At 69.8% G+C, this 20,256-nt stretch carries 24 protein-coding genes and 1 tRNA gene; 18 read left to right on the plus strand and 7 right to left on the minus strand.

Annotation, left to right across the window (positions count from 1 at the left end; all coding sequences use genetic code 11):
* The 12 genes from MKK49_RS03430 to MKK49_RS03485 all read left to right on the plus strand — a co-directional run.
* A partial coding sequence (locus MKK49_RS03430) for a biotin/lipoate--protein ligase family protein (protein ID WP_244026664.1) occupies window positions 1-408 on the plus strand: 408 nt, incomplete at its 5' end.
* Window positions 405-962 carry a DUF6505 family protein gene (locus MKK49_RS03435; protein ID WP_244026665.1) on the plus strand — a complete coding sequence of 186 codons (558 nt, stop codon included), beginning with the start codon at window positions 405-407 and terminating at the stop codon, window positions 960-962. The genes MKK49_RS03430 and MKK49_RS03435, both read left to right, overlap by 4 nt.
* A 37-nt stretch (window positions 963-999) precedes the next feature.
* Window positions 1,000-2,010, plus strand: coding sequence for a DUF6352 family protein (locus tag MKK49_RS03440; RefSeq protein ID WP_244026666.1), 1,011 nt, complete (start codon window positions 1,000-1,002; stop codon window positions 2,008-2,010).
* Window positions 2,011-2,018: 8 nt separating this feature from the next.
* A complete protein-coding gene (locus MKK49_RS03445; protein ID WP_244026667.1) occupies window positions 2,019-2,549 on the plus strand; it encodes a DUF3305 domain-containing protein in 531 nt (176 codons plus the stop codon).
* Window positions 2,546-3,223 carry a DUF3306 domain-containing protein gene (locus MKK49_RS03450; RefSeq protein ID WP_244026668.1) on the plus strand — a complete coding sequence of 226 codons (678 nt, stop codon included), beginning with the start codon at window positions 2,546-2,548 and terminating at the stop codon, window positions 3,221-3,223. The genes MKK49_RS03445 and MKK49_RS03450 overlap by 4 nt, the downstream gene beginning before the upstream one ends.
* A 170-nt stretch (window positions 3,224-3,393) precedes the next feature.
* The gene (locus MKK49_RS03455) at window positions 3,394-3,978 is read left to right on the plus strand and encodes a molecular chaperone (RefSeq protein WP_244026669.1); all 585 of its coding nucleotides are present in this window, start codon (window positions 3,394-3,396) and stop codon (window positions 3,976-3,978) included.
* 71 nt (window positions 3,979-4,049) lie between these two features.
* Window positions 4,050-4,295 carry a formate dehydrogenase gene (locus MKK49_RS03460; protein ID WP_244026670.1) on the plus strand — a complete coding sequence of 82 codons (246 nt, stop codon included), beginning with the start codon at window positions 4,050-4,052 and terminating at the stop codon, window positions 4,293-4,295.
* A 7-nt stretch (window positions 4,296-4,302) separates the two neighbouring features.
* Window positions 4,303-7,245: a formate dehydrogenase subunit alpha gene (locus MKK49_RS03465; protein WP_244026671.1), complete on the plus strand. Its 2,943-nt coding sequence runs from the start codon at window positions 4,303-4,305 to the stop codon at window positions 7,243-7,245.
* 16 nt (window positions 7,246-7,261) lie between these two features.
* Complete coding sequence (gene fdh3B, locus MKK49_RS03470) at window positions 7,262-7,858, plus strand: formate dehydrogenase FDH3 subunit beta (protein WP_056167191.1); 597 nt, start codon at window positions 7,262-7,264, stop codon at window positions 7,856-7,858.
* Window positions 7,859-7,928: 70 nt separating this feature from the next.
* Window positions 7,929-8,969 (plus strand): formate dehydrogenase subunit gamma, encoded by a 1,041-nt coding sequence (locus MKK49_RS03475; RefSeq protein WP_244026672.1) that lies wholly within the window; start codon window positions 7,929-7,931, stop codon window positions 8,967-8,969.
* A 22-nt stretch (window positions 8,970-8,991) separates the two neighbouring features.
* Window positions 8,992-9,231 (plus strand): hypothetical protein, encoded by a 240-nt coding sequence (locus MKK49_RS03480; protein WP_244026673.1) that lies wholly within the window; start codon window positions 8,992-8,994, stop codon window positions 9,229-9,231.
* A 77-nt stretch (window positions 9,232-9,308) separates the two neighbouring features.
* A complete protein-coding gene (locus tag MKK49_RS03485; RefSeq protein WP_244026674.1) occupies window positions 9,309-9,860 on the plus strand; it encodes a hypothetical protein in 552 nt (183 codons plus the stop codon).
* Here the strand turns inward: MKK49_RS03485 and MKK49_RS03490 are convergent.
* The 4 genes from MKK49_RS03490 to MKK49_RS03505 form a co-directional block, all read right to left on the minus strand.
* Window positions 9,838-10,341 (minus strand): DUF2721 domain-containing protein, encoded by a 504-nt coding sequence (locus MKK49_RS03490; protein WP_244026675.1) that lies wholly within the window; start codon window positions 10,339-10,341, stop codon window positions 9,838-9,840. The two genes, MKK49_RS03485 and MKK49_RS03490, sit on opposite strands and share 23 nt — an antisense overlap.
* 15 nt (window positions 10,342-10,356) lie before the next feature.
* On the minus strand, window positions 10,357-11,550 hold the full coding sequence (nhaA, locus tag MKK49_RS03495; protein WP_244026676.1) for a Na+/H+ antiporter NhaA: 1,194 nt from the start codon (window positions 11,548-11,550) through the stop codon (window positions 10,357-10,359).
* Between the two features lie 199 nt (window positions 11,551-11,749).
* Window positions 11,750-12,469, minus strand: coding sequence for an anti-sigma factor domain-containing protein (locus MKK49_RS03500; RefSeq protein WP_244026677.1), 720 nt, complete (start codon window positions 12,467-12,469; stop codon window positions 11,750-11,752).
* Window positions 12,466-13,017, minus strand: coding sequence for a sigma-70 family RNA polymerase sigma factor (locus MKK49_RS03505; RefSeq protein ID WP_244026678.1), 552 nt, complete (start codon window positions 13,015-13,017; stop codon window positions 12,466-12,468). The genes MKK49_RS03500 and MKK49_RS03505 overlap by 4 nt, the downstream gene beginning before the upstream one ends.
* 231 nt (window positions 13,018-13,248) lie before the next feature.
* Between MKK49_RS03505 and MKK49_RS03510 the strand changes: the two genes are divergently transcribed.
* Window positions 13,249-13,827 (plus strand): fasciclin domain-containing protein, encoded by a 579-nt coding sequence (locus MKK49_RS03510; RefSeq protein ID WP_244026679.1) that lies wholly within the window; start codon window positions 13,249-13,251, stop codon window positions 13,825-13,827.
* Between the two features lie 80 nt (window positions 13,828-13,907).
* On the opposite strand, the gene MKK49_RS03515 is transcribed toward MKK49_RS03510, so the two are convergent.
* Entirely contained in the window at window positions 13,908-15,197 is a 1,290-nt protein-coding gene (locus tag MKK49_RS03515) for a DUF5666 domain-containing protein (RefSeq protein ID WP_244026680.1), read from the minus strand.
* An 11-nt stretch (window positions 15,198-15,208) separates the two neighbouring features.
* Entirely contained in the window at window positions 15,209-16,045 is an 837-nt protein-coding gene (locus MKK49_RS03520; protein ID WP_244026681.1) for a DUF6502 family protein, read from the minus strand.
* A 141-nt stretch (window positions 16,046-16,186) separates the two neighbouring features.
* On the opposite strand from MKK49_RS03520, the gene MKK49_RS03525 reads away from it, so the two are divergent.
* The 4 genes from MKK49_RS03525 (at window position 16,187) to MKK49_RS03535 (ending at window position 18,282) form a co-directional block, all read left to right on the plus strand.
* A complete protein-coding gene (locus MKK49_RS03525; protein WP_244026682.1) occupies window positions 16,187-16,447 on the plus strand; it encodes a hypothetical protein in 261 nt (86 codons plus the stop codon).
* Between the two features lie 5 nt (window positions 16,448-16,452).
* On the plus strand, window positions 16,453-16,584 hold the full coding sequence (locus MKK49_RS24440) for a hypothetical protein (protein ID WP_279595308.1): 132 nt from the start codon (window positions 16,453-16,455) through the stop codon (window positions 16,582-16,584).
* 39 nt (window positions 16,585-16,623) lie between these two features.
* Window positions 16,624-17,373 (plus strand): outer membrane protein, encoded by a 750-nt coding sequence (locus MKK49_RS03530; RefSeq protein WP_244026683.1) that lies wholly within the window; start codon window positions 16,624-16,626, stop codon window positions 17,371-17,373.
* A gap of 321 nt (window positions 17,374-17,694) precedes the next feature.
* Complete coding sequence (locus tag MKK49_RS03535; RefSeq protein ID WP_244026684.1) at window positions 17,695-18,282, plus strand: hypothetical protein; 588 nt, start codon at window positions 17,695-17,697, stop codon at window positions 18,280-18,282.
* Between the two features lie 46 nt (window positions 18,283-18,328).
* On the opposite strand, the gene MKK49_RS03540 is transcribed toward MKK49_RS03535, so the two are convergent.
* Window positions 18,329-19,414: an HD-GYP domain-containing protein gene (locus MKK49_RS03540; RefSeq protein WP_244026685.1), complete on the minus strand. Its 1,086-nt coding sequence runs from the start codon at window positions 19,412-19,414 to the stop codon at window positions 18,329-18,331.
* A 533-nt stretch (window positions 19,415-19,947) separates the two neighbouring features.
* Here MKK49_RS03540 and MKK49_RS03545 point away from each other — a divergent pair.
* Window positions 19,948-20,024: transfer RNA gene (locus MKK49_RS03545), tRNA-Arg, on the plus strand.
* Window positions 20,025-20,256: the final 232 nt, after the last annotated feature.

Consider the following 20,256-nt stretch of genomic DNA (forward strand, 5'->3'; position numbering starts at 1 on the left):
GGGCGCCTCGACTGGCCGAAGGATTGCGCCGAGGAGGCGGTGCCGGACTGGCTGGTGTTCTCCGCCATGGTGATCGTCTCCAAGTCCCATCTCGGCGATCCGGGCCTCACCCCGGATTCGACGGCCCTCGACGAGGAAGGGTTCGGGCCGGGCATCCGCCTCGCCCTGGTGGAGAGTTTTTCGCGCAACCTCATGAAGGCTTTCGCCACGTGGGAGGAAGACGGCTTCGACGGCATCGGGGCGCGGTACCTCGCCCATCTGCCGCAGGCTGTCGGCGCGAGGGCGGCGATCGACCGCAACGGCGCTGCGCTGCTGGTGCGAGGCGGCGAGGTCGAGCGGCTTCCCCTAGTTCTCGGTTTGGCCGATCCCGCCTGGCGCGACCCCGCCACCCGTACGGTGCGCCTGTGAGTGCCCTCAAGCTGCCCCGCACCCTGCGCCTCGACCCGTCCGACAGCTTCGTCTTTGCCGAGGCCGCCGAGCCCGGCGAGTGGGCCGTCACCGGCTCATTCCTGTTCTGGGACCGGGATCTGGCGAACCTCGCGGGCAAGGACCGGGTCGCCTTCCGTTCGGGCTTCCTCGGCGTGCGCTCGTTCGGGTTCTCGACCCTGGTCGTGGTGAGCGAGGCGAGCGAGGCCGAGCGGGACGATGCCGTCGCCGAACTCGCCGGCCATCTGAGGGAGCGGCTCGGAGCGCCGGATCACGCTGCTGCTCTCGCGGCGGCCCGCGAAGAGATCGATGTTGCCGCCTCGCTCTGCGACCTGCCCGTCGGGACCGTCGTGGCGATGCATCGCGCGGAGACGGACGGCGCGATCACGGAGGCGTTTCGCACGTTGCACCAGAAACCCGGCGGCGAGGATCGCCTCCATGCCGGTGCCCGCGCCTTCCGCTTCGTCGAGACCGACGAGGACGGGCCGGAGGAGCGCGCCGACCTCCTCGGCCTCGCACGGAGCCGGACACCGTGATCGCCCGCCACGCACACGACAGGGACCGCCGCGCGTCATGACCGAGTTCTGGGTGTCGAGCGGTCACCATCTCACACGGCGTACCGAGGGCGGCGGCCTCGGCGTCACGGACGAACTCATCCTCGCCTATCTGGCGCGGCCGGAACTGATCCCGCCGGAGGAAGCCTGCGCGGCCGAGCGCGCCCTGTACGCGGACCTTCGCGCCGAGCCCCGCCGCGCCATCGCCCCGGAGGCGGTGGCAGCCATCGCGGATGCCGATGCGCGCGAGAACTGGGCGGTGCTCCTCGCGTTCCGCGATCGGTTGCTCGGCGCGCGCTCCATCGAGGCGGCCTACGTGGGCCTCGTGCGCGAGGGCCTGCAGGGCACGCCGTCCCTGTTCCTCAACCAACTCGTCCACCTTATCCTGCGCAATGCGCTCGATGCCTGCGACGACCCCTACGTGCTGCGCGCGGCCGAGCTGTTCTTCCGCACCCAGCGGGTGAGCCGGCACGACGGCGCCGTGCTCCTCGCCGATGCCGAAGTGATCGAGGCGCGCGAGGGCTCCGCCCCGCTCTCGCCCCTCGTGGCGATGCTCGGCAAGCAGGCCGCCAACGAGCTCGACGTGCTGAACGACGAGAACGCCTGGAGCTACTGGAGCCGCTCGGACGCGTTCTCCATGGCGCTCAACCTCGGCTCGAGCCCCAAGAGCCGGGCGGCGCTCGCCCGCGTCATCGAGGTGTTCGTGCGCCATCTCCTCAACACCGAGATCGCGGTGACGCCCCTCGACCGGCTGGAGGACACGGACTGGCGCTGGTTCGTCGGCCTCGACGCGGAGGGCACGCGCATCGGCAACGCCCTGTGGCGCGGAGAGACCATCGATGCGGCGACGCAGGAGCGGGTGATCGCCCTGTTCGGGCTCCGCTTCCTCGACCCGACGCAGGTCGATCCGAACGTCGGCGAGCGGCCGGTCTATCTGCTGCTCGCCGGCACGCCCGCACATCTCGTTCAGGTCAAGCCGCAGAACATCGTCGCCGGCCTGCCCCTGCGCGCCGCGTATCCGGCGGCCTGAGGAACCCCATGATGCCCGACCTCAAGCCCGACAACCACTTCGAGGTCGGCGTGGTGGTGGAGAAGCGCCGCCTCAAGGGCCCGTGGGCGACCCATGCCTGGCTCCCCGTCGCCGTCCTGCCGGCGGCGCCCGCCGCACCGCCGGGCACGCGCCTCTCCGGCACGGAGGACGAGGGCACCTACTATGCCGGGGCCTACGACGTGCATCTCCACCCGGCCGAGACCGCGCATTACCGCGACAACCTCGTCTCCGGGCGCCCGTCCCTTTGGGTCGCCCTGCGCAAGCTCGGCGAAGGCGAGTACGAGGTCGCCACCGTCACGGCCGATCCCTACGAGGGCGAGTCCATGGCCGAGGGCATCGGCGAGGTGGTCGAGGCGGTGCCGATGCCGCCCGACCTCCAGGCCAGACTGCTCGCCTTCTTTGAGGCCCACCACGTCGAGCGCGTCTTCGAGAAGCGCAAGCGCGACCGGGCCGACCCCGAGGCCCTGGCCCGGCAGGCCGGAGGCTCGGAGACCGGCCGCAAGGGGAGGCGGGAATGAGCGACGGCTTCCTGACGCGCTGGGCTCGGCGCAAGCGCGACGTTCGCGAGAGCGAGCGAACCGAGACTCCGCCGACGCAACCGCAAGCCGTCGAAATCGAAGCGGTCCCGGGCGACGCCGTCGCGTCCGACGCGGTCGACGCCGAGGCGGAAATCGACGTCCTGGCCGAACTGCCCTCCCTCGACGACCTCACGGCCGAGACCGACCTGTTGCCGTTCCTGCGTGCCGGCGTCCCGGCGGCCCTGCGCAACGCGGCCCTGCGGAAGATGTGGTCCGTCGATCCGGCCATCCGCGACTTCGTCAGCGAGGCGCGGGAATACGCCTACGACTGGAACACGCCCGGCGGCGTGCCGGGCCTCGGCCCGCTCCTGCCCGGCGACGACGTGAAGGCGATGCTCCGCCGGCTGTTCAACCGCGACCCGTCCGAAACGGCGGAGGCCGAGGCCGTTGCGCCGGAGGCTGATCGGGCGGGCGCGGCGCAGCCCGATCCCGCCCTCGCGCCAGACTCCGTAAACCCGAGCGAGGCGGCTGAGACCGCGCCCGCCCCGAAGCTCCTGACGGAACCGATACTGACGGCCGATCCTGCTAATTCCCCGGAGCGAACACTCATAACATCCATAAATACTGTTACGGTACCGCGCCTGCGACGCCATGGCGGCGCAATGCCTAGCTGAGCTATGGAATCACGATTGCGCCAATCTCGAACGCTTTTTATCCTAGCTCCAATGTAGCCGATCCGACTAAGATACGGCGCTGGCCAGACTTCAGGTTCAAGGGTGGGATGCGTTCCGTCGCAGTGGCTATCGAGCACGCGGACGAGGGATTTCAGGACGGTCAGGCTCCCGTGAGCCGGACCGTCGACGAGGTCGATCAGGGACGCGCGCAGCATTACGATCTCCTCGCCGTCCTCCTTGGACGAGCGCCGGATCGCGACCTTCTGGCGACGCTCGGCGGGCTTCGGGGTGACGACAGCATCCTCGGCCAGCCCATCGAGATCCTGGCGGGCACGAGCCGCGCGGCGGCGGCCGAGATTGTGGCGCGCGAATATCACGACCTCTTCGTCGGCGTCGGTCGCGGCGAACTCCTGCCTTACGCGTCCTACTACCTCACGGGCTTTCTCAACGAGCGGCCCCTCGCCCGCGTGCGCGCGGACCTCGAGAGCCTCGGGATCGAGCGGGACTTAGGCATGACCGAGCCGGAGGATCACCTCGCGATCCTCCTCGACTGCATGGCCGGCCTCGTGGCGGGCCGGTTCGAGGCGGAGCCCGACGCCGCGCGGGCGTTTTTCGGGCGGCACCTGGAGCCGTGGGCCGGGCGCTTTTTTTCCGATCTGGAGCAGGCGAAGGCCGCCCGCTTCTACCGAATCGTCGGCGGATTGGGTCGCGCCTTCATCGAGGTGGAGGCACAGGCCTTCGCGATGGACGCATGAGTCCCCGCCACAACCAGAATCATTCGGGTTGCGCTGACCGCGCATCCCCCGCCGTTTGAGGAGTGTCGATCATGCGACAGGACCCGAAGGACCAGCTCGGTCGTCGCCAGTTTTTCCGCGCGCTCGGCGGTGGAACGGTGGCGGCCGCCGTGGGTGTGGCGGCGACGCCGATGACGGCGACGGACGCCCAGGCCTACGACCCCGGCCAGGACGAGACCAAGGGGCGCTACCGCCTCACCGACCACGTCAAGGCGTTCTACCGGACCAACGGGTACGAGACGCTCAAGAACAGCACCAACGACGCCGGCAAGAAGTGAGACAGCCATGCTGACGAAGCGTAAGAGCGGCGCGGCGAGCCGCACCAAGCATCAGGCGGTGGCCGCCGGCCTCGCCGCCGGGATGCTCGACCGCCGCGGGTTCCTTCGTAAATCCGGCTTGGCTGCCGGCGCGCTCGCCGCTGCCGGCTCGCTCCAGCTCGGCTCCGTGCGGCAGGCGCGTGCGGCCGGCTCCTCGGCGGTCGGCCCCGAGACCGTCATCAAGAAGAACGTCTGCACCCACTGTTCCGTGGGCTGCACGGTTACGGCCGAGGTGGTCAACGGCGTCTGGGTCGGCCAGGAGCCGTCCTACGCGAGCCCGATCAACCGCGGCACCCACTGCGCCAAGGGCGCGGCCATCCGCGAGCTCGTCTCGTCGGACCGGCGCCTGAAATACCCGATGAAGCTCGTCGCCGGGCAGTGGCAGCGGATCTCCTGGGACCAGGCCATCGACGAGATCGGCGACAAGCTCCAGGCGATCCGCGAGAAGAACGGCGCCGACTCGGTGTACTGGCTGGGTTCGGCCAAGTTCACCAACGAGGCCGCCTACCTCATGCGCAAGTTCGGCGCGTTCTGGGGCACCAATTCCGTCGATCACCAGGCGCGCATCTGCCACTCGACCACCGTGGCGGGGGTCGCCAACACCTGGGGTTACGGCGCGCAGACCAATTCGTACAACGACATCCGCAACGCCAAGACGATGATCATCCTCGGCGGCAATCCGGCCGAGGCGCACCCGGTCTCCATGCAGCACGTGCTGTCGGGCAAGGAGATCAACCGCGCCAACATGATCGTCATCGATCCGCGCTTCACCCGCACGGCCGCCCACGCCACCGAGTACGTCCGCATCCGTTCGGGCACGGACATCCCGGTCGTCTGGGGCATCCTGTGGCACATCTTCCAGAATGGCTGGGAGGACAAGGAGTTCATCAGTCAGCGCGTCTACGCCATGGACGACGTCCGCAAGGAGGTCGCCAAGTGGACGCCCGAGGAGGTCGAGCGCGTCTCCGGCGTGCCCGGCGAGCAGCTGAAGCGCGTCGCGGAGAAATTCGCCAAGGAGAAGCCCGCGACCCTGATCTGGTGCATGGGCGCGACCCAGCACACGGTGGGCACCGCGAACGTGCGCGCCCTGTGCATCCTGTGTCTCGCCACCGGCAACGTCGGCAAGCCGGGCACGGGCGCCAACATCTTCCGCGGCCACACCAACGTGCAGGGCGCGACCGATCTCGGCCTCGATGTCACGTCGCTGCCGCTCTATTACGGCCTCGTCGAGGGCGGCTGGCGCCATTGGGCCCGCGTCTGGGACGTGCCGTACGAGTGGCTGCAGTCGCGCTTCGACGAGGTGCCCGCCACCGCCGGCCGCAAGGCACGGACCCGCAAGGAGAACATGGAGGCGCCCGGCATCACCTCGACCCGGTGGTTCGATGCCGTGAACCTGCCGCCCGAGCAGATCGACCAGCGCAGCCCGCTGAAAGCCTTCATGGTGTTCGGCCATGGCGGGAACACCGTGACCCGCCTGCCCGAGGCCATCGAGGGCATGAACAAGCTCGAGCTGCTGGTGGTGGCCGATCCGCACCCCACCACCTTCGCGGCCTTGGACGCGCGCCAGGACAACACCTACCTCCTGCCGATCTGCACTTCCCTGGAGATGGACGGGTCGCGCACGGCCTCGAACCGCTCCATCCAATGGGGCGAGCAGATCGTGCAGCCGGCCTTCGAGTCGAAGAACGACTACGAGGTGCTCTACCGTCTTGCGACGAAGCTCGGCTTCGCCGAGACGCTGTTCAAGAACATCAAGATTGAGAACAATGTCCCCTCGGCGGAAGATCTCCTGCGCGAGATCAACCGCGGCGGCTGGTCGACGGGCTATTGCGGGCAGAGCCCCGAGCGCCTGAAGGCGCATATGCGCAACCAGGCGAAGTTCGACCTCATCACGCTCCGCGCCCCGAAGGACGACCCGGAGGTCGGCGGCGACTATTACGGCCTGCCCTGGCCGTGCTGGGGCAAGCCCGAGCTCAGGCATCCGGGTTCGGCGATCCTCTACAACACGTCGCTCCACGTGAAGGATGGCGGCAGCACCTTCCGGGCGCGGTTCGGTACCGAGCGCAACGGCGAGACCCTGCTGGCGGAAAATTCCTTCACCAAGGGATCCGACCTCACGGACGGCTACCCGGAATTCACCTTCGGGGTGTTCAAGAAGCTCGGCTGGGACAAGGACCTGACGGCGGACGAACTCGCCACCATCCTCAAGATCGGTGGCGAGAAGCCCGAGACCGTGAGCTGGGCCACCGACCTGTCGGGCGGCATCCAGCGCGTCTGCCTCGACCACGGCGTGATCCCGTTCGGCAACGGCAAGGCCCGCGCCAATGCCTGGAACCTGCCCGACCCGGTTCCCGTGCACCGCGAGCCGATCTACACGCCGCGCCCCGACCTCGTGGCGAAGTACCCGACCCGGCCCGACGAGCGTCAGTTCCGCATGCCGAACATCGGCTTCTCGGTGCAGAAATCGGCGGTGGAGCGCAACGTCGCCCGCGACTTCCCGATCATCCTCACCTCCGGCCGCCTCGTCGAGTACGAGGGCGGCGGCGAGGAGACGCGCTCCAACCCGTGGCTCGCCGAGCTCCAGCAGGACATGTTCGTCGAGATCAACACCGGCGACGCGTCCGAGCGCGGCATCAAGGACGGTCAGTTCGTCTGGGTGACGGGCGCCGAGAACAGCTCGAAGGCCAGGATGAAGGCCCTGGTCACCGACCGCGTCGGCAAGGGCGTCGCCTTTATGCCCTTCCACTTCTCGGGTTGGTACGAAGGCAAGGACATGCGCGACTTCTACCCGAAGGGGACCGACCCGGTGGTGCTCGGCGAAAGTTCGAACTCGGTCACCACCTACGGCTTCGATCCTGTGACGGGCATGCAGGAGACGAAGTGTACCCTGTGCCAGATCAAGGCCGCGTGAGAGGAGCGCATCCATTATGGCCCGTATGAAGTTCCTCTGTGACGCCGACCGTTGCATCGAGTGCAACGCCTGCGTCACCGCCTGCAAGAACGAGCACGAGGTGCCCTGGGGCATCAACCGCCGCCGCGTCGTCACCCTCAACGACGGCAAGCCCGGCGAGCGCTCGGTCTCCATGGCGTGCATGCACTGCACCGATGCGCCCTGCGCCGCCGTGTGCCCGGTGAACTGCTTCTACACCACGGCCGATGCCGTGGTGCTGCACTCCAAGGACATCTGCATCGGCTGCGGCTACTGCTTCTACGCCTGCCCGTTCGGTGCACCGCAATATCCGCGCGTCGGCAACTTCGGTTCGCGCGGCAAGATGGACAAGTGCACCTACTGCTCGGGCGGCCCGGAAGCGGACTTCTCGGTGGCCGAGTACGAGAAGTACGGCTCGAACCGCCTCGCCGAGGGCAAACTCCCGCTCTGCGCCGAGATGTGCTCGACCAAGGCGCTGCTCGCCGGCGACGGCGAGATGATCGCCGAGATCTACAAGCAGCGGGTGGTCAAGCGCGGCTACGGCTCCGGCGCCTGGGGCTGGAAGACGGCCTACCGCGAGACCGTGGCGATCTGATCGCCCACCACGAACGGGGTCGCCACGACAGCGGTGACCCCGCGATGACAAGAACCTGAAAGGAACGCCGATGCGGCGGGCAGTCACGCTCTTCAGCACCCTCGTCCTCGCGACGACGCTCCTGGCCGCCCCGGGCGCGTTCGCACCCGCGCGGGCGCAGAACCCGATCACCCAGGACGGGCAGAACCCCATGGGCGCCAAGCCCACGGCGGATTCCGTCAACGAGGAGTTCCTGTTCAAGAACGCCGACAAGATCACCGGCCGGGTGAGCATCCCGGACCGGAAGTCCGCCAACCTGATCCAGCCGCAGGGCCGCGAGTACCGGGCCTTTCGCGAGTCCTGGCTGCCCTGGATCGGGGGGCTCGGCATCCTCGGCATGATCGCGGCGCTGGCCGGGTTCTTCCTGTGGCGCGGCCGCATCCTCACCGACGACACTCAGGAATCCGGCCGGAAGATCCTGCGGTTCAATGCCTTCGAGCGCTTCGCCCACTGGATGACGGCGACGTGCTTCATCATCCTGTCGCTGTCGGGCCTGAACTACATCTTCGGCAAGCGCCTGCTGATGCCGCTCATCGGCCCCGAGGCCTTCGGCTCCCTCGCCCAATGGGCCAAGTACAGCCACGTCTACCTCGCATGGCCGTTCATGCTCGGGGTGGTGATCATGGTCGCCGTCTGGGTGAAGGACAACATCCCGAACCGGATCGACTGGGCCTGGATCAAGGCCGGCGGCGGCTTCCTCGGCAAGGGCCACCCCCACGCCGAGCGCTTCAATGCCGGGCAGAAGGGCGTGTTCTGGATGGTGGCGGGCTTCGGCGCCGCCATGGGCGTCACCGGCCTGATGATGCTGTTCCCGTTCACGGTCCTCGACATCAACGGCATGCAGGTCATGCAGGTGATCCACGCGCTGATCGGCGTCGCCTTCATCGTCGGCATCCTCGCCCACATCTACATCGGCACGCTCGGCATGAAGGGCGCCTATGACGCCATGGGCAGCGGCGAGGTCGATCTCGCCTGGGCACGCGCCCACCACGACCTCTGGGTCGAGAAGCAACAGGCCAAGACGGCCAGCGGCCCGCAGCTTACGGGCCGCCACCCCGCGCCGGCCGAATGATACGGACGAGGAAGAACCAGCCATGAAAGCCTTCGCCGCCGCCGTCATCGCCGCCATCGCCCTCGGTGTGCTGGCCATGTACGCGCTCACCAGCAACCAGACGTTCGCCTACCAGGCCTTCGCGACGTCGGGCACGCGGGTGTCGGAGCCGGGCATCAACCTCGTTGGGCCGAAGTGGAACGGCATGCCGGTGGTGGGCGAGGCCAACGATGCCGCGCACGGCAAGGCCGAGGGCGAGGCCTCCCATCCGAAGCGGTCCTGAAACCGGACCGCATCGGGCATCGGCTGCCGGACGAAGACCTACAGCGGGCTGTCCCGAAAGATTTGAGGAAACGACGCATGCCGAAGTCCCTGCCGTCCCTTGGACTCCTCACGGCCGCCGGCCTGCTCGCGCTGCCCGCCCTTGCGCAGGACGCGGCCCCACCGGCCGCCACGGGCGGTCCGGCCAATCTTTGCCGGGAACTGAAGGCGTTCGTGACGGCGCCGGAGGCGAAGAAGCAGGAGGCCTCCACCCCGCCGGCCCAGGCGACGGCGGTGTCGAACCCATCGGGCAAGAGCGACGCGAAGCCTTCCGGCTCCGGCGGCGAGCCGCAGCAGAAATCAGGTCTCAGCGGCGCCACGGGATCGAGCGACACGGTGACCCCCGGCGATCGGAAGGCGGCCCTGGCACAGGCCAATGCCTCGGCGAAGGCGGCAGCGGCGCCTGCCGCATCGCCGCCGCCCCCCAAACCCGATGCCGCAACCGTGGCTCAGATCGAGGCCGCAACGGCGAGCAACGACCAGGCCAGCTGTCGCGCCGCCGCCCTGACCATGCGCAAGGCCGGCGTCCCGATGCCGCCGCCGCTCCTGGCGTTGGCGGCCCTCGATCTCAAGTTCCAGACCGGCCCGTAGGCTCCTCGATGTCGGTGGCGTGACGGGTCTGGCGATCGACCTCGTCGCGCACGCCGCGCCCGGCCATCAGGATCTCGGTGAGGAACGCCGCGATGGCGGCCACGGTGCAGAACAGCGCCACGCCGAAGCATCCGAACAGGACCGAGGCGGTGGCGGCGTCGCGGAGCGCCCCCACGAACAGCGTCAGCACCGCGATCCCGGTCATGATGCCGCCGGCCGAGGCGAGCACCACCGCGCCGTCGAGCATGAACGAGCGCCGTCGCAGGTACGACAATTGCCGCGACAAGCGGACGGCCTCGTCCGGGCTGGCGCCCCACAGCCGGGTCGAAGCGGCGTCGACCTTGTCGGCCACGCGCCCGAGACGGGTGGAGAACACGTTCAGCAACGTCGCCAGGGCCGTCAGCAGGAAGGCGGGCGCGAGGGCGATCTGAATGACGTGGGCGATGTCGTCGGGGGCGACGGGGGGCGACGGTGCGAGCATGGGATCCGTTGACGATCAGCCGCGGCCGGCGGCGGCGGGCCGGGGCGCGAGGAGAAGCACGAGGGCGCCGGCGACCATGCAGCTGACCGAGCCCAGGAGCACGCCGACCTTGGTCTCGGTCTCCAGGGCGGGGGTCTCCGCGAAGGCGAGGAGACCGATGAACAGGCTCATGGTGAAGCCGACGCCGCACAGGAGCGACAGGCCGTAGAGCTGCCACCACCCGGCATGAGCGGGCCGCTGGGCGAGGCCGAGCTTGATCGCGGCCACGACCATGCCGAACACGCCGATCTGCTTGCCGAGGAAGAGCCCGAGGGCGACACCGAGGGTCACGGGTTCGAGCAGCATGGCGCTGGAGAGCCCCCCAAGGGCAACACCCGCATTGGCGAAACCGAAGACCGGCAGGACGAGATAGGCGGACCAGGGGTGGAGGGCGTGCTCCAGCCGGTGCAGCGGTGAGGCGGGATCGTCCGGTCTGGCCGGGCTGGCGCGCAGGGGGATCGTCAGGGCGAGCAGCACGCCCGCGATGGTGGCGTGGATGCCGGACCTCAGCACGAGGACCCACAGCACCGCACCGAGGAGCAGGTAGGGCGTCAGCCGGCTCACCCCGGCCCGGTTCAGGCCGAACAGGAGCGCGACGATCCCCCCGGCGCCGGCCAGCATCGGCAGCGACACGTCGGCCGTGTAGAAGGCCGCGATGATGAGCACCGCCCCGAGGTCGTCGAGGATGGCGAGGGCCGTCAGGAATCCCTTGAGGGAGACCGGCACCCGTGATCCGAGAAGCGCCAGGACGCCCAGGGCGAAGGCGATGTCCGTGGCCGTCGGGATCGCCCAGCCGCGCAGGGTCTCGGGCGAGGCTCGGTTGACGGAGACGTAGATCAGGGCCGGGGCAATCATGCCGCCCAGTGCCGCGACGCCCGGCAGGACGCGGTCCGGCCAGGTGCGCAGGCGGCCGTCCAGCACTTCGCGCTTGATCTCGAGGCCGACCAGCAGGAAGAACACCGCCATCAGGCCGTCGTTGACCCAGTGCAACACGCTCAAGGGCCCGAGATGGGCGCCGAGCAGGGCGAAATAGTCGGGCGCCAGGGATGAATTGGCGACGACGAGCGCCAGCACCGCGCTCGCCATGAGCACGAGGCCACCGCCGGCATCGGTCCGGAGGGCGGCGCGAAGGGCGGAGACCGGACGACGGATGGCGGAGGAAAGCTTCATCCCGCGACGCCTGCCAGCGATCGGAGGCGCGGGCAACCCGTCGAGGGCCCGCGGCGGACGCCGGCATCGCATCGCCGACGAGTTCTTCACCCTCGAGAGGCTCGGCGATTCCGGCTCCGGCCTCGGCATCAGCGTGGCCGGTGACGGCAGCCAGAATCTTTGGAACACCGACAGGAAGACGGCCGCGGAGGCGACGGCCTCACTCCCGCAGGAGCTTGCCCGAATAGACGATCGGCCCCGTCGGCGCGCCGCTCGGCGAACCGCCGGGCGGCTCGACGGTGACGGCCAGGACCGCGTCGTCGAGGCGGGCGTTCCCGCGGGCGGCCTCCGGCAGGGCGAGGCTGGCGCGCCCGGCCTCGACGAGGCCGAGGGAGCGCGGCGCGCCGCCGCCGGCGATGTACCAGAGTTCCAGGCTCTTCTCCCGGGGCGTGTCCGCCGCGACGGAGCGGACCTGCGCGAGCCCGCGCCGCGTATCCACCCGCACCACCAGGGCCGGCAGCTCGCCGCCGCGATTGACCACGGCGACGTACTGGCCCGCCTCCGGGTCCACCGGCGGCAGGAACCGGCCGAGGCCGAGCGCCAGGGCGAGACCGGCGGCCAGCGCCGAGGCACCGAGGGCACCCAGGCGCCAGCGCCGCAGGCTGCGGGCGAGGCCTTTCACACGCGGGTCTTCCCCGGCGGGACCCAGGGCCGCGCGGATGCGCAGCCAAGCGCCGGCCGGCGGTGCGACCTCGGGAACGGTATCGGCCAGGGGCGCCAGGCGCATCTGCCAGCGCGCCACGGCGGCCTGCAGGTCCGCATCCGTCGCCAGGGTGCTGGCGAAGGCGAGGCGCTCGGCCCGGGGCAGGGTGCCGAGCACGTATTCGGCGGCCTGAATGTCGCGGTCGGGCAGGCCGGCGTCGAGGGGACCGTCGGTCATGCGTTGGCGTCCAGGCAGGAGCGCAGGTTCGCCAATCCGCGGTGGAGCCAGGTTTTGATGGTGTTCACCGGCCGCCCGAACCGGGCCGCCAGTTCCTCGCGGGAAAACCCTTCGCAATAGGCCAGCACGAGGCATTGCCGGTGCACCGCGTCGAAGCGGCCGAGGCAGAGCGCCAGGGCGCCGCGATCGAGGATGTCGCTCTCGCCGTCGTGCGGATCGGGCACCTGATTCATCCAATCCTCGCCTTCGACGAGATCCGTGAGGGTGGTTTCCTTTCGGGCACGCACCACGTCGATGGCCCGGTTACGGGCGATGGCGCACATCCAGGTGATCGGCCGGCCGGCCGTGGGCGCGTAGGCCCCGGCCTTCTGCCAGATCCGGAGGTAGACATCCTGAAGCACGTCCTCGGCGGCTTCACGATTGCGGACGATACGCAGCACGAGTCCGAAAAGTTTCGCCCCCGTCTCGTCGTAGAGCGCCTTGAGGGCCGCCTGATCCCCTCCCGCGATGGCGGTCAGGCGCGCCTGGAGCAGGTCATCGTCAGGCACGCGGCACCGCCACCGAACTCACCATTCCCCATCCTCCCGGCCGTTCTCCAAGCATCGATACCCTGGCATCGACGCAGGGGCACGGCTTGTTCGGCATTCTTAGCGATCCCTTAAAGCAGCGCGGACCACACGAGACGCCTTTTAGCAGATCTTTCCTGAAACTTTCGCTCCGAACGCGCCGTAAGTCACCCCGACTGTCCCGTTCGGGACATCGGAGGAGACAAGAAACCGATGCACAACCTCACCGCACGCCGCCCGCTGGTCTCCAAGCTGGCCGCCTTCGGCCTCAGCCTCGCCATCGGCGCGGCGCTCCCGGCCGCCGCCCTCGCCAAGAATCCGATGGTCGGCGGCGCCCCGATGTACGCCTCGAAGACCATCGTCGAGAACGCCGTCAACTCGAAGGACCACACCACCCTGGTCGCCGCCGTGAAGGCCGCCGGCCTCGTCGAGACCCTGTCGGGTCCCGGCCCGTTCACGGTGTTCGCCCCCACCAACGCCGCCTTCGCCAAGCTGCCGGCCGGCACCATCGAGACCCTGGTGAAGCCCGAGAACAAAGCGACGCTCACCAAGATCCTCACCTACCACGTCGTCCCGGGCACCTATACCGCCAAGGACCTGATGAAGCTCGCGAAGGATGGCGGCGGCGAGGCCCAGCTCAAGACCGCCGCGGGCGAACCCCTGACCGTCCAGACCAAGGGCAAGAAGGTCTACGTGACCGACGCCAAGGGCAGCACCGCCACGGTCACGATCGCCAATGTCATGCAGTCGAACGGCGTGATCCACGTGATCAACGGCGTCCTCCAGCCCTGATTCCTTAGGGGACTTTCCCCTCGGCCAAACCGTGATGACAGCCCCCCGCCCCCCGGCCGGGGGGCTTTTTTCGTGACGGATCAGCGTCCTCGGCCGCCACCAGGCCCGCCGCCGAAGCCCCCCCCGGGCGGGGGGCCACCGGGCGGAGGACCGCCGGGCGCGCTGCCACCGGCCCCACCGCCGAAGCCCCCGGGCGGGGCGGGACCACCCATGGGGCCGCCGCGTCCGAACTCTCCGGGACCGCCGAAGCCACCCGGCCCGCCGCCTGGCCCACCGCCCGGCGTGCGGGGATCGATCTCGAAGCCGCGCGGCCCCGCGCCGCCCGGACGCTCGAATCCACTGGGCCGGTTCGGATCGTTGAGCCGGTCGATGCGGCCGGGCATGGTCTCGCGCGGGGTGGCACGGCCGAAGCCATCCTCTCGCGGACCTTCCCGGGTGCGCCGGTCGATGCGGTCGTCGATGCGGAGGCGCTCCACCGTGAGGCGCCCGTCGCGGGCGACGTCCGTGGTCAGCACGGCCCGGACGCTGCCCCTGCGGGGCAGGGCGGCATCGGGTGCGCCCGAGACGACATCGCCGGAGCCGAGGTTCAGTCCTGCCCCGCGACGCCCGACATACGCCTCGATGGAGAGCCGGGTCAGGCCGGGGCGGAACAGGGCCCGCGCCTCCTCGCCGCGCGAGACCGCGAGGGCCGCCCCGGCCGGGTCCCCCGTCACCACGGCGCGCCGGCCGACGAGGCCGGGGGCGATCCCGTCGAGGCGCAGGGCGCCGATGGTCGGGGCACCATTGGCCCCGCGCCGCACGGGCCCGGAGACCCGGGCGGGGCCGTCCGGACGTGCCTCGATGAGGCTCGCCACCACGACGCCGTCGGGCCGGCGCAGGCCGCTCACGGCGACGCGGTCACCGACCTTCCAGCGGCCGCTCTCGCCAACCGTGGCGGAGACCCGCTGGCCGAGTACCGTGAGGCGGCCGCGCTCCACGGCCTCGACGGGGCCGACGACCTCGCTCGTCACGTCGATGGCCCGCGTCGCGAGCGCGCCCTCCGCGCCCCGTGCCACCACCCGCACCACGTGGCCGACCTTGAGGTCGGAGACGGAGGCCGTCCGCCCGTCGATGCGCACGGCGACGTCCTTCGGGTAGGCGATGCGCAGGTCGTTGACGACGATGGAGCCGAACCGGCGGATGGTGCCGAGGACGCCGGTGCCGCCGATGCCGCGGTCGCCCTCCTCGCCCGGCCCCTCCGTCGGGCGGGCACCGGTGCCGCCGATGCCCTGGTCGAGGGACTGGGACAGGGTTGGCCGCGGCAGGAAACCGAGGGGGAGGGCGCCGAGCCAGCGCAGGAGCCGGCGCCGGCTGAGGGACGGCTGACGCATCCGGCCCACGCTCACGCCTCGGCCCTGGGGGCGGGCGGCACGTCCTCACCGTAGACGTAGAGGCCGAAATTCCAGCGATGGGTGCCGCCCGGATCGGTCTGGCAGGCGGCATGGGCCTCGCGGTTGGCCTGCTGCAAGGCCTCCATGGCGATCTCTCTCGCACGCGCCTCGAGGCGTTCGGCGAGCTCGCGCGAGAGACCGTCGTAATGCACCGCGCGCTCGAGGAAGCGCGGCGCCTCACCCATGACGTTGGCGACGCTGGCGGCGATGTGGTCGTGGAGGTTGCGGCCGAAGTAGTACAGTTGCGGCTCGCCGCCTCCCTTCGGCACGTAGGCCGCCTCGGCCAGCACCACCCGGTCCCCGGCGTCGAGTCGGGCGAGCCCCCGGTCGAGCCATTCGTCGAGGACGGCCCGGGGGCGCAGGTCGCGTGTGACGGCCGAGACCAGCCCCTCAAAGGACGGCGCCTCGCCCTCGGCCACCCGGGGGAGGGCCAGGGGATGGCCGGCAGCATCGGTGAAGCGGGGATCGGCGAGCCAGCGCGCGACGATCCGGCTCGTGCGCGAGACCACCGCCGGCACGACGCTCACGGGCGCACCGGCCCCGCGCAGGCGATTCACCTCCTTGCGGTGAATGCCCGTGAGCAGGCTGACGCGGCTGTCGGTCTGGTCCTTGCCGGGAAGGGCGAAATCGTATTCGGCCACGTTCACGTAGAGTTCGCGCAGGAGCGTCGTCAGGCCCGGGAAGGTGATCCCACGGCCGATGCACAGGCGCACGAGGGGGCGCAGCAGGCGCGCCAAGGGGGCATGCAGACTCGTTCCTTCCGGCGCGGACGGGGGGATCTCCGACATGCCGGCACCTTACAGCCCGACATGTGGGACACAATCCCACAACGTGTGACGGAACACCTTCGCCGCTCGATTTTCGTTTGACGTGGGAATTTTGCACACGTAACTGCATTGCGTGGTCAAATTTCCCACGGAGACCGATCCATGACCCCGTTCAGGCCATCCGTCGATTACCAGCCCCTGGCCCCCCTGCGCCTCGACGGCCTGCCCGGCGGCCGGATCTCCGCCATCCCCTCCACCCGTTTCCTCCTGCGCGGCTGCCTCGCGGTGGCCGCCCTCGCCCTGCCCGCCCTCGGCACACGGATCGCAGCGGCTCCCCAGCGCCCGCCCATGCCGGGGGCGACGCAGATCGCCGCCATCCTCGATCCGTCCCCCATGGGGATGGCGGCGATTCGCCTGCGGTGACGCCGATGTTCGCGTCCCGCTTCCCGGCGCACGAGCCGCTCGGTCCGTCCGGAGCCGCCCCCGTCCGCATGGCCGATCTCGCGGTCTGTGCGCTCCTGGCCATCGTCACCGTCGGCCTGCTCGTGTCGGCCATCTGACCGGCCACGCCCCAGCACAATCCTCACAGAGAGTTTTCGATGTTCCAGACGTCGTCCTCCACGCGCCTGCGTGCCGGCCTCGCGGCCGCCGCGTTCCTCGCGACCGGAACGACACTCCAGGCCGCCGACCTGCCGCGCCGGCAGGTGCCGCCCCCGCCGCCGATCCCGCCCGCCTTCACCTGGACGGGGTTCTACCTCGGCGTGAATGCCGGCTACGCCTTCGGCGAGGGCAGGAAAACCGTCACCGACGCCACCTACGGCACCGTGACCGACGCGGGGCGGGGCGGCGGCTTCGCCGGCGGCGGTCAGGTCGGATACAATTATCAGCTGACGCCGGGCTCCGGCTGGGTCCTCGGCGCCGAGGCCGACATCCAGGGCCTCGCCCAGGCCAAGGCGGATGCGGCCTATCCCGGCACCACGCCGTACTACAACGTCAGTCCACGGCTCGACTATTTCGGGACCGTCCGGGGCCGCGTCGGCTACGCCTTCGATCGGGTGTTGATCTACGGCACAGGCGGCTTCGCCTATGGCGGCGGGTCGGCCTCGTCCAACGCGGCCTCCTATCCCTACGCCCTGCCGAGCACCACCCGTACGGGCTACGCGGCCGGCGGCGGCTTCGAATACGCCTTCACCGAGAAACTCTCGGCCAAGATCGAGGCCCTCTACGTCAACCTGGGCAAGCGCAGCGGCGTCACAGCCTACGATGCCACGGTGCCGGCCTATTACGGCACCGGCACGAGCGAGCCTGGATTCGCCGTGGTCCGGGCCGGCCTGAACTATCGCTTCTGATCACCCCCCCGAAGCCATCCCGGCATCGGGGCGTCGCGCCCACCTGCGAAGCACGGCGCCCCGAGACGGACTTACCGTCGCCCATGGCCGACGTCCGAACCCAGGCCGCCTCGGCCCGTCCCTGCGCGTCCCTGCGCGTCCCGCGCGCGCCGCTCGTCCCGACACGGGCGGCGCGCCTCGTTGCGTTCCCGTTCCGCCGGGGCGGCCGACGCCGACATCCCGCGGCGAGCCCTCGAATCGATCCGACGGTAACGGCCCCTTAACCGATCCGACGCAACGCTCATGGAGTGGGAAATAGTCCCACATGCAGCGGAGCAGCCCGTGTCGACGATCTCTTCCACAACCTCGGCGGCGTTCACCCCCCCGAAGCAGCGCCTCCTCAACGCCATCGCCTCCAAGGCCGAGACCGGCCAGATCAGCGCCACCGACAAGACCGCCCTCGACTCGGCCGTGGCGACCATCGACGGCAGCGTCGCGGGTGGGTCCGGATCATCGCAATCGGCCCGCCTCGACCCCTCGCAGATGAAGAGCCGCGTGGACGGCCTCATCGGCGATGCGGTCTCGAACGGCACCCTGACGGACGATCAGGCCGCCACCCTCAAGGATCTGTTTAGCCAGGGCGGGGCCCAAGGTGGAGGCGAGGGCGGAGGCAAGGTCGGCGGTGCGGGCGGCCCGCCCCCCGGTCCGCCGCCAGCCGGTGGTCCGCCCCCCTCGGCCTCGGACGACGGCGCATCGGACGATTCGAGCACCAGTGCCACGAGCACGGATGCCACCCGCGTGAGCGACCTCCTGACGACGTTCATGAAGCAGCTGCAAGCGACGCAGGGGCAGGGCGGCGCCTACACGGCGGGTGGCTCCGGCAGCGGCAGCCGGATCGCGAGCGCGCTCCTCGTCAACTTCGAGGCGTAACGCGCCGGCGTCTGGGGGTCTGCGGCAATCCGGTTCGCATCCCGCCCTATGGCGCCACCGCCATCATGGCATCGCCGAAGCATCGCACGAGGCCGGCTTCGAGCTTCGTGTCCATGCTCTCGAGGACCGCGAGGGCGTCGCGCACGGGCATCGGCTCCTTGTACGAACGGCGCTCGGTCAGGGCCGCGTAGATGTCGCAGATGGTGAGGAGCCGCACGGTGTCGCCGATGGCCGATCCGACGAGGCCATCCGGGTAGCCAGACCCGTCCAGCATCTCGTGGTGATGGCGCACGGCGCCCAGGGTCGCGTCATCGCAGCCGCTGTCGCGCAGGATCTCGTAGCCGATCACCGGATGGGTGCGCATGATCTCCATCTCGTCGGCGTCGAGGCGACCGGGCTTGTTGAGGATCGCCTGCGGGATCCGCGCCTTGCCGAGGTCGTGCAACAGGGCCGCCCGCACGAAATGCTGCCGGTCCTGCTCGCGGAACTGCAGGAAGTTGACGAACTGAGCCGAGACACCGGCCACCAGGAGACAGTGCTGATAGGTGGCGTCGTCGTGGGTCCAGACGGTGTCGAGCCACCGGGTCAGGCCACCCTCGCGCACGGCCGCCAGGATCGGCGTCAGGCCCGCTTCGACGACTCCGAGGGTCAGGCCGCCCTCGCGGGCGCCTGCGAACAGGCCGGTGAGCGCTTCCGTGGCCCGCACGATCCCCTGGCCCGACACGCTGCTGGCGGTCTCGTCCCGCGCGGCGACCTGATCCCGGATCACCTGCGCGACGACGTGCGGGGACGTGTAGGCCGGCAGGCAGACCGTGGCACCGAGATCGCGCGCCTGCCGCAGATCCTGGTCCGAGGTCGAGCGCATGAGGCAGATGATCGGAATGCGGCCCGCTTGACCGGCGATGGCGCCCGGGCGAGCGACTGGACCGGACGGCAGCAAGGCGCGCAATCGGCCGACGGATTCCCGCCGGCTCAAGGTGAGATCGGAGACGATGGCGACGGGTCGGGCGCCGGGCGAGGGCTTCTGGTCGCCGGCCACGACCTCGCAGCGCCCGACGGTGTTGAGGATCGTTTCGAGGGCCGAGCTGCGATCGGGACGATCGGTCAGAAGGAAGATCGCGCCGTCAGTCATTCCCGTGCGTCCAAGACCCTACGCCTTCACCATGCGCCGTCCACTCCCACGTTGCCGGAGGGCCGCGCCAAAACGGGCGCGTGGCTATGGGCGCCGCACGCAAGCTGCGCGCGGCGCTCCAAGGATGCCGGAGCTCGCGAACGGATTATCCGCGTGTTTCGTGTTGATGGAAATACCCATTCCTTTGAATCGGCCCGCTGCGCATACGAGCCGGAACCGGTGTTGATCGGGAGCCGCGAAGAAGATCCCCCGGGGAAAAGGAGCGCGATGCCGTGACTGCGAGTCCTCCCTCCACGCCCAGGACGAAAGGTTATCTTTGCAAGATCCGGTCATCCGGAAGGCCGCCCCACTGATTGCACGGCCGATTACTTCATGGTGACACAAGCGAATCAGCAGTCGCGACGGCAGCGTTCCCGCCGGGTGATGCATCGCCGCGGTGCCCGGGCGCGCCATGCCGCAGGAGAACGGCAGGCAGCCGCACTCGGGGTTGACCAGGAGCGGCCCCCATGGCTTCTACGGGCTCTGGCATCCCCGACTCCGTAGCTCAGCTGGATAGAGCAGCCGCCTTCTAAGCGGCAGGTCGTTGGTTCGAGCCCAACCGGGGTCGCCAGTTTTTACAAGGGCTTAGGTTTCGCCTCAGGGGACTTCCATCGATCTAGGACGACCTGAGGACGACTTCAGCCGGAACCAGCAGCTTGGATACGTGGCCTGCCCCCTGAAAAGTGGTCCTCCCTGAGGTATGGCTTTGAGCCATGTGGAGGATGTTGTCATGGGACGGAAGAAGCATACGGCTGAAGAGATTGTTGCCAAGCTGCGTCAGGTTGATGTCTTGGTCTCGCAGG

Origin of the sequence: Methylobacterium sp. J-090 (genome assembly GCF_022829345.1) — a bacterium.
Taxonomy (GTDB): domain Bacteria; phylum Pseudomonadota; class Alphaproteobacteria; order Rhizobiales; family Beijerinckiaceae; genus Methylobacterium.

Bases quoted from the DNA above. Each gene is read 5' to 3' on its own strand.
- MKK49_RS03440 (WP_244026666.1), top strand. From the start codon at position 1,000: ATGACCGAGTTCTGGGTGTCGAGCGGTCACCATCTCACACGGCGTACC.
- MKK49_RS03445 (WP_244026667.1), top strand. From the start codon at position 2,019: ATGATGCCCGACCTCAAGCCCGACAACCACTTCGAGGTCGGCGTGGTG.
- MKK49_RS03450 (WP_244026668.1), top strand. From the start codon at position 2,546: ATGAGCGACGGCTTCCTGACGCGCTGGGCTCGGCGCAAGCGCGACGTT.
- MKK49_RS03460 (WP_244026670.1), top strand. From the start codon at position 4,050: ATGCGACAGGACCCGAAGGACCAGCTCGGTCGTCGCCAGTTTTTCCGC.
- MKK49_RS03465 (WP_244026671.1), top strand. From the start codon at position 4,303: ATGCTGACGAAGCGTAAGAGCGGCGCGGCGAGCCGCACCAAGCATCAG.
- fdh3B (WP_056167191.1), top strand. From the start codon at position 7,262: ATGGCCCGTATGAAGTTCCTCTGTGACGCCGACCGTTGCATCGAGTGC.
- MKK49_RS03475 (WP_244026672.1), top strand. From the start codon at position 7,929: ATGCGGCGGGCAGTCACGCTCTTCAGCACCCTCGTCCTCGCGACGACG.
- MKK49_RS03480 (WP_244026673.1), top strand. From the start codon at position 8,992: ATGAAAGCCTTCGCCGCCGCCGTCATCGCCGCCATCGCCCTCGGTGTG.
- MKK49_RS03485 (WP_244026674.1), top strand. From the start codon at position 9,309: ATGCCGAAGTCCCTGCCGTCCCTTGGACTCCTCACGGCCGCCGGCCTG.
- MKK49_RS03490 (WP_244026675.1), bottom strand. From the start codon at position 10,341: ATGCTCGCACCGTCGCCCCCCGTCGCCCCCGACGACATCGCCCACGTC.
- nhaA (WP_244026676.1), bottom strand. From the start codon at position 11,550: ATGAAGCTTTCCTCCGCCATCCGTCGTCCGGTCTCCGCCCTTCGCGCC.
- MKK49_RS03500 (WP_244026677.1), bottom strand. From the start codon at position 12,469: ATGACCGACGGTCCCCTCGACGCCGGCCTGCCCGACCGCGACATTCAG.
- MKK49_RS03510 (WP_244026679.1), top strand. From the start codon at position 13,249: ATGCACAACCTCACCGCACGCCGCCCGCTGGTCTCCAAGCTGGCCGCC.
- MKK49_RS03515 (WP_244026680.1), bottom strand. From the start codon at position 15,197: ATGCGTCAGCCGTCCCTCAGCCGGCGCCGGCTCCTGCGCTGGCTCGGC.
- MKK49_RS03520 (WP_244026681.1), bottom strand. From the start codon at position 16,045: ATGTCGGAGATCCCCCCGTCCGCGCCGGAAGGAACGAGTCTGCATGCC.
- MKK49_RS03525 (WP_244026682.1), top strand. From the start codon at position 16,187: ATGACCCCGTTCAGGCCATCCGTCGATTACCAGCCCCTGGCCCCCCTG.
- MKK49_RS24440 (WP_279595308.1), top strand. From the start codon at position 16,453: ATGTTCGCGTCCCGCTTCCCGGCGCACGAGCCGCTCGGTCCGTCCGGA.
- MKK49_RS03530 (WP_244026683.1), top strand. From the start codon at position 16,624: ATGTTCCAGACGTCGTCCTCCACGCGCCTGCGTGCCGGCCTCGCGGCC.
- MKK49_RS03540 (WP_244026685.1), bottom strand. From the start codon at position 19,414: ATGACTGACGGCGCGATCTTCCTTCTGACCGATCGTCCCGATCGCAGC.